We start from the raw sequence: 6,519 nt of genomic DNA, 5'->3' as shown, positions 1-6,519 counted from the left end.
TCAAAGCATGTCTAGAAAAGGTAATTGTCTAGATAATTCTCCAATGGAGAATTTCTTTGGAATATTGAAACAAGAAATGTTTTATGGTGAATCATTTGATTCGTATGATGAGTTAGAAGAGGAAATTAATGATTATATGGAATATTATAATTTCGTCAGAAAGAAGAGAAAATTAAAAAGCAAGACTCCTGTAGAATACAGAAATCTTGCTTTAATGAAAGTAGCTTAATAAAAAGTTCAACTTTTTGGGTTCACTACAGTTCGGCTGTGAAGCATTTATCCTTTTAGAAAGTCTGATGCTTTATAGCTAGGGTTTGGATATTTATAGAACCCCTCTCCTGTTGCAACACCTAGTTTACCGGCATCGATATATGCTTTTAACATATCAGTGACGCCTTGTAAATGAGGGTTTTTCAGTGAAGCTTGTAATGAGATGTTGTAAGCAGTAGTGAGACCAATAACATCTAACATAGCAAATGGGCCGACTGGAGCACCTGTTGCAATCATCCATGTTCTATCAATTGTTTCAACGTCACCGACACCATTTGCAAGTAACATTTCAGCTGATTGTAATAATGGCACAAGTAAAGAATTTAATATATAGCCAGGTTGTTCTTTCTTAACTAGAATCGGTACCATGTTAATCTGTTTCGCAAATTCCATCACAATTTGATTGTATTTTGGATCTGTTGTATCGTGGCTCATTACTTCTGCGATATTATTTTGCCAGATAGAATTAGCGAAGTGCAACGCTAAAAAGCGATCTGGACGGTCTGTAAAATCACGAAAAGCGCTTGGCATCATCGTTGAAGAATTTGTTAAGAAGATGGTTTTCTCTGGTGCGATACCCTGGATGCTTTCATACAACTTTTGTTTAGCTTCTAAGTTTTCTGCGATAGACTCAATCATTACGTCGCTATCAGCCAAGACTTCAGACATATCCATAGAAATTTTAATGGCATCATGTGCAGTTTGCGCTTTTTCGGGATTATTAAAATAAGCACCGTAAATCGGTACAAGCTTTGCTAACTTCTCCTGAATACGTTTAGCTGAGTCTTCAGTTCTTGCATACATGACAACATTGCAATCAAAGAATGCACTTTGAAATGCCACTTGGCTACCCAATACTCCGCCACCGATGATACTTACATTTTTCATATGAACAGCTCCTTAGATTTTATTGAGCAGGAATACCCGATTTTTACTATTATTCTCATCTTTATTATACAACCATTTCAAAATATTGGATGGAATGAATTGTGACAATATCATAAATATGTTGTTTAAACATTTAAAATGTATGTATATGTTAAATTAGAAAGTTTAATTTTTACTTAATCACTGGTAAAATAGAATAAATATAAATAAAAATAAATGCTTTTAAACAGGATAGCAACAACTTTTAGAACCGTGGGGGATTTACTATGACAAACGAGTTAAATATCGACATCAAAGCACAAGAAGAAAAAAAGAAATTAGTAGCTGAAAAATTTAATAACAATACACTTGATATGTATCTATCAGCGCTATCTAAAGAAGCGTTAAAAAATATATGTCGTAACCTGGGGATTAAAGGTTACTCTTCTAAAAATAAAGAAGATTTAATCAGCTTAATTACCGAAGCTTATTTTGCAGATGATCAAATGCTGGATAAGATTCTAAAAACATATGATAGTGATTTTAAAGTCGTGTTAGATGATATTACTGCACAAGAGAAGAACTACATGGTATATCATCATGATATACCGGATGAAGTTTTCTTATTTTATGCAGATGATACTGAGTTATTGTTCATTCCGAAAGATGTAAAAGCGCATTTTATTAAATATAAACAAGCACATCCAGTATTTAAAGAAGAAATTGATAAGATTCATTTTTATCGCAGCGCATTGAATTTATATGGCTTTGTAACGTTGAAGCATTTAGCAGTGTTAAAAGAAAGATATTTTAATGTACAAATGACTGAAGATGAAATCCGTGAAGAGCTTATTGATGTGATTCCTGAGTACGAAGCGCTGATTAAAGGTGGCAGTGTTAAACATAAAGAGCTTAGCAATATTGATATCGATTTAAAAGCATTAACCGAACAAAAAGATTATTATATTCCTGAATATGAAGATTATAAATTATATACAGAACACTTCTATGTTGAGCCGACGCAAGAAATTAAGCATTTAGTTGAATATATCGAAGCAGGAATCACTGAAGATTTCCAGGGAACAGACACAGGGAAATTAATTGTTAATACAATCCTGTTTGGACTACGTGCTAACGAAACACCTGCACAAATTCTATTACATATTGATAACGTAGAGCAGAATGGTTTCGTTAAGTTTGATGATCGTGAAAAGCTCACTGAACTTATTGCAGCTGCATTAAATACAGCAAGATTATGGACGCTAAACGGACATACGCGCAATGAAGTACAAAGTAAAGTCCATATTGAACAAGGACAATCTCAGGTTCAACGACAGGCACCAGCACAAACAGTGAAAAAGAAGAAACCAGTACAAGTAAAAAGAAAAACGAAGAAACGCGGTAAAAACAGAAACGTAGCACACGTAGCAAGATTGAATAAACAATAATTGGGATGGGGATGAAGTAATGAAGAAATTATTAGCAGCATTATCAGTAACGATGATTGCAACAAGTTTTTCAACAGCAGAGGCGTACAGTTTTAAATCAAAAGATATGGCGATGCCAAAACTTACAGATGCTAAAATATTAAATCAATTAAAAGCGGGTAACTACAAGTATTATAAAGTAGGACTTGGAACAACGAAGATTGCGATGACTAGCAATTGGGGTGCAGAGAAGTATAAAAAGACAGTAACGTTTAACAATAGAAAGAACTTTGAATACACATATGGTAAATATAATGAATTAATTGCAACAACATATGGCACAATGTCTTCATCTCATAGACCGATAGCACTTATTAAAATCAAAGATGCTACACCTAAATATGATATGAATGCAGTCCGAAATGTATTAGGTGCAAAGAAAGCTTCAACACTATCTGGGGGCGTGAAGTATTATTCATACGGTGCGTTAACAGTATATACCAAGTCAATCAATACGAAAGAATTGGTCTATCAAATTCAAATGAAGCAACTACCTGCTAAAGCAGTTGCTAAGCCAGTTGCTCGCACTACAGTCACACCACCGCCAGCCAGAATTACAAGCGCTTATTACGGTAATTGTCGAGACGTATGGAATGCATTAGGACGTCCAATTCGAAGTAGTGATGCAGGATATAGTCGTGACTTGGACAGAGATGGAGATGGAATAGGGTGCGAATCTCGACCGAGATAAGCGTATAACTAGAGCAACATAGCGTTTGATGTTATAGTGTATCGTAACAAACATTTAGAGGTGAACAACTTGAATAGAACTGGAGAAACAACAGTTTGGGGTCGCATGTATAATATATTAAATATTGCCGTTGTAGCATTAATCATCATCCGTTTAATTACAGATATGAACTTTAATATGTTAATCGTATGTTCATTTGCAGCTTTACTCGTACTTGGACTACTGGATAGTTTAGACCGCAACGCATGGCGTGAGAATATGTTCCGTCATATCTTTGATTTTATATTGCTTGTATTATTTGCAGCACTTTATTTCGGATAATATATAAATTGTCATCAATAAGACTTCAATGCTATTGAAATAAGTTCCTTATTCATCTTATAATGAGGAATATTATTAAATAGATTGGAGTCTTTTTATTATGAAGCAAACAAATGTGTATTTTAATCACGATGGTGGCGTGGATGATTTAATTTCACTATTTTTATTGTTACAGATGGATTCTGTAAAGTTAACAGGTGTGAGTGTTATAGACGCGGATTGCTATATTGAGCCGGCAACTTATGCATCACGAAAGATTATTGACCGCTTTGGCGATGGTAAATTAGAAACGGCAAAGTCAATCATTCGCGGTAAAAATCCTTTTCCGAAAGACTGGCGTATGCATGCATTCTTTATGGATGCACTACCAATTCTGAATGAAAAAGGTTCAATTGACGCACCACTATCTGATGTTCCAGCACACGAACACTTAATCAATGCGGTGATGAAAGAAAAAGAAAAGACGACTTTATTATTTACTGGTCCATTATCAGATTTAGCTGAAGCATTAAAGACAGAACCGAAGATTACTGAAAAAATCGAAAAACTTGTCTGGATGGGTGGTACGTATTTACCAGATGGTAACGTACATGAACCTGAACATGACGGAACTGCTGAATGGAATGCTTACTGGGATCCTGAAGCGGTAGGTGTCGTGTTTGATGCTGATATCAAGATTGATATGGTAGCGCTGGAAAGTACAAATCAAGTACCACTTACACCTGCAATTCGTCAAATGTGGGCGAACGAACGTAAATATCCAGGTGTTGATTTCTTAGGTGTGAGCTATGCAGTTGTACCGCCATTAGTTCATTTTATAACGAATTCAACATATTTCTTATGGGATGTGTTAACAACAGCATCTGTCGGTAAACCTGAACTTGTAAAATCCAAAGAAATATTATCAGGTGTTTATACTGAAGGGCCAAGTCAAGGTAGAACGTATGAAATGGAAAATGGAAGACCAGTAAATGTCGTATATGACGTTGATCATGACGGTTTCTTTAACTACATTACAGATCTTGCGAAGAAAGTGAAATAGAAAGAGGTTGCGAAATTGGAGGATCACCAATTTCAGCAACAAAATCTCGCCCGAAATTGGGGGATCACCAATTTCAGCAACAAAATCCGGCCCGAAATTGGAGGATCACCAATTTCAGCAACAAAATCCCACCCGAAATTGGGGGATCACCAATTTCAGTAACAAAATCCCGCCCGAAATTGGGGGATCACCAATTTCGTCCATCCATCACCAATAAACAAGTCCGATATCGATAAGATATCGGACTTGTTTTGTATATACTTAATTACTAATAATCGTTATCAGTACAATAATGTAGCACAATACATTTTTACTTGATACACTAAATAAAAAATGCATAGGAGAACGATAATGTTTAATATATTCAAGAGAAAACAGGGAAAAACAAACGATATGTTAACTGTTTTAGGTGTTGATGATCGCGTACGTGGTACTGTAGGTGAGGAATATGTGCATCACGAACAGCAAATCACCGAACTGGTCAAGCCGATTACAGAAGCTGAAGCGAGGACGACAATCGACGGACTACCAAACAATATTTACTGGATGGTTGGACATGTCATTGTAGAAAATGAATATCGTTTAATACCGAACGATGTTAATACTGAAATTGCCGGATTAGCAAAATACTTTAAATCCGGAACGAGTCCTGATGACTTTGATGAAGATATTCCTTCTTTCGATACGTTAAAACTATTGCTCACTATACAGACAAAACGTCTGCTTGGTGGTATTTGCGATCGTGGTGAACTAAGTATTAAGAATGACGATATCGAATTTGCTGCCAATCATATGACACTACACTTAGGGCAACTCAAAACAATGTACCAACTTATAATGAACAATGACTAGGGGATAAATTTTATGAGAAAACAATTAGAAAGTCCAACATACTTTCATCACGTTGAACATTTAAAACATCAGCAAGGTTCAAAACGCACACTATGGGCGTCACTTTACATTACATTATTCTTCACAATCGTTGAAATTGTCGGAGGGATATTATCTAACTCACTTGCATTACTGTCTGACTCGATGCATATGATGAGTGATGTATTAGCATTAGGATTATCAATGCTTGCCATTTACTTCGCTTCAAAAGCACCGACAGCTAAATATACATTTGGATATTTACGTTTAGAAATATTAGCAGCATTACTTAACGGTTTAGCGCTTATCGTCATTGCATTAGGAATCACATACGAAGGGATTATGCGTATTTTACATCCGCAAACAGTTGATGTAAAATTAATGCTTATCATTTCTACAATCGGACTTATCGTCAATATTATCTTAACCATCATTTTAACCCGTTCATTAAAAGGTGAAGACAATATCAATGTGCAAAGTGCGCTTTGGCATTTTATTGGAGACTTATTAAATTCAGTAGGCGTTATTGTTGCAGTGATCATCATCTACTTTACGCATTGGACTTTAATTGACCCAATTTTAAGTATTATCATTTCAATCATCATCTTCCGCGGAGGATATAAGATTTGTAAAAATACCTGGGGGATTTTAATGGAGCGTGTGCCAGACGGATTAGATACTGATGAAATCATCCAGACGATGAAAAATCATCCGGCAGTTGTTGATGTACATGAATTCCATCTATGGTCGATTACAACTGATCATCCATCAATTACAGCGCACGTTGTTGTTGAACCTTCAACAGATGATAAGAACTACCAGGTCATCAATGAACTCTCAATGATTTTAGCTGATAAATACAATTTAAAACACTCAACCCTTCAAATCGAACATCTGGAGAAAAATAATCCGGACAATGCATATTTTGAAGAGGTTAAACATCACGAATAAAACCGTGTGCAGCAATTGCT

At 35.5% G+C, this 6,519-nt stretch carries 8 protein-coding genes; 7 read left to right on the top strand and 1 reads right to left on the bottom strand.

The window, feature by feature from the left end; all coding sequences use genetic code 11:
• A partial coding sequence (locus JJJ02_RS08925) for an IS3 family transposase (protein ID WP_240837646.1) occupies positions 1 to 229 on the top strand: 229 nt, incomplete at its 5' end.
• A gap of 47 nt (positions 230 to 276) precedes the next feature.
• Here JJJ02_RS08925 and JJJ02_RS08920 read toward each other — a convergent pair.
• Positions 277 to 1,158 carry a 3-hydroxyacyl-CoA dehydrogenase gene (locus JJJ02_RS08920; RefSeq protein ID WP_240838541.1) on the bottom strand — a complete coding sequence of 294 codons (882 nt, stop codon included), beginning with the start codon at positions 1,156 to 1,158 and terminating at the stop codon, positions 277 to 279.
• Between the two features lie 266 nt (positions 1,159 to 1,424).
• On the opposite strand from JJJ02_RS08920, the gene JJJ02_RS08915 reads away from it, so the two are divergent.
• From JJJ02_RS08915 to JJJ02_RS08890, 6 genes are all read left to right on the top strand, one after another.
• Complete coding sequence (locus tag JJJ02_RS08915) at positions 1,425 to 2,585, top strand: Rho termination factor N-terminal domain-containing protein (protein ID WP_240838538.1); 1,161 nt, start codon at positions 1,425 to 1,427, stop codon at positions 2,583 to 2,585.
• Positions 2,586 to 2,604: 19 nt separating this feature from the next.
• Positions 2,605 to 3,315 (top strand): excalibur calcium-binding domain-containing protein, encoded by a 711-nt coding sequence (locus tag JJJ02_RS08910; protein WP_240838535.1) that lies wholly within the window; start codon positions 2,605 to 2,607, stop codon positions 3,313 to 3,315.
• A gap of 69 nt (positions 3,316 to 3,384) precedes the next feature.
• Positions 3,385 to 3,636 (top strand): hypothetical protein, encoded by a 252-nt coding sequence (locus tag JJJ02_RS08905; protein ID WP_099577123.1) that lies wholly within the window; start codon positions 3,385 to 3,387, stop codon positions 3,634 to 3,636.
• Positions 3,637 to 3,736: 100 nt separating this feature from the next.
• The gene (locus JJJ02_RS08900; protein ID WP_255724832.1) at positions 3,737 to 4,678 is read left to right on the top strand and encodes a nucleoside hydrolase; all 942 of its coding nucleotides are present in this window, start codon (positions 3,737 to 3,739) and stop codon (positions 4,676 to 4,678) included.
• Between the two features lie 351 nt (positions 4,679 to 5,029).
• Positions 5,030 to 5,530: a DinB family protein gene (locus JJJ02_RS08895; RefSeq protein ID WP_240838533.1), complete on the top strand. Its 501-nt coding sequence runs from the start codon at positions 5,030 to 5,032 to the stop codon at positions 5,528 to 5,530.
• A gap of 12 nt (positions 5,531 to 5,542) precedes the next feature.
• Positions 5,543 to 6,499: a cation diffusion facilitator family transporter gene (locus tag JJJ02_RS08890; RefSeq protein ID WP_239243079.1), complete on the top strand. Its 957-nt coding sequence runs from the start codon at positions 5,543 to 5,545 to the stop codon at positions 6,497 to 6,499.
• Positions 6,500 to 6,519: the final 20 nt, after the last annotated feature.

The sequence above is a fragment of the Macrococcus sp. PK genome, assembly GCF_022501545.1.
Lineage (GTDB): Bacteria > Bacillota > Bacilli > Staphylococcales > Staphylococcaceae > Macrococcoides > Macrococcoides epidermidis.
This window is presented reverse-complemented; position numbering and strand designations above follow the sequence as displayed.

Coding starts and splice junctions, on each gene's coding strand:
- JJJ02_RS08920 (WP_240838541.1), bottom strand. CDS start 1,158: ATGAAAAATGTAAGTATCATCGGTGGCGGAGTATTGGGTAGCCAAGTG.
- JJJ02_RS08915 (WP_240838538.1), top strand. CDS start 1,425: ATGACAAACGAGTTAAATATCGACATCAAAGCACAAGAAGAAAAAAAG.
- JJJ02_RS08910 (WP_240838535.1), top strand. CDS start 2,605: ATGAAGAAATTATTAGCAGCATTATCAGTAACGATGATTGCAACAAGT.
- JJJ02_RS08900 (WP_255724832.1), top strand. CDS start 3,737: ATGAAGCAAACAAATGTGTATTTTAATCACGATGGTGGCGTGGATGAT.
- JJJ02_RS08895 (WP_240838533.1), top strand. CDS start 5,030: ATGTTTAATATATTCAAGAGAAAACAGGGAAAAACAAACGATATGTTA.
- JJJ02_RS08890 (WP_239243079.1), top strand. CDS start 5,543: ATGAGAAAACAATTAGAAAGTCCAACATACTTTCATCACGTTGAACAT.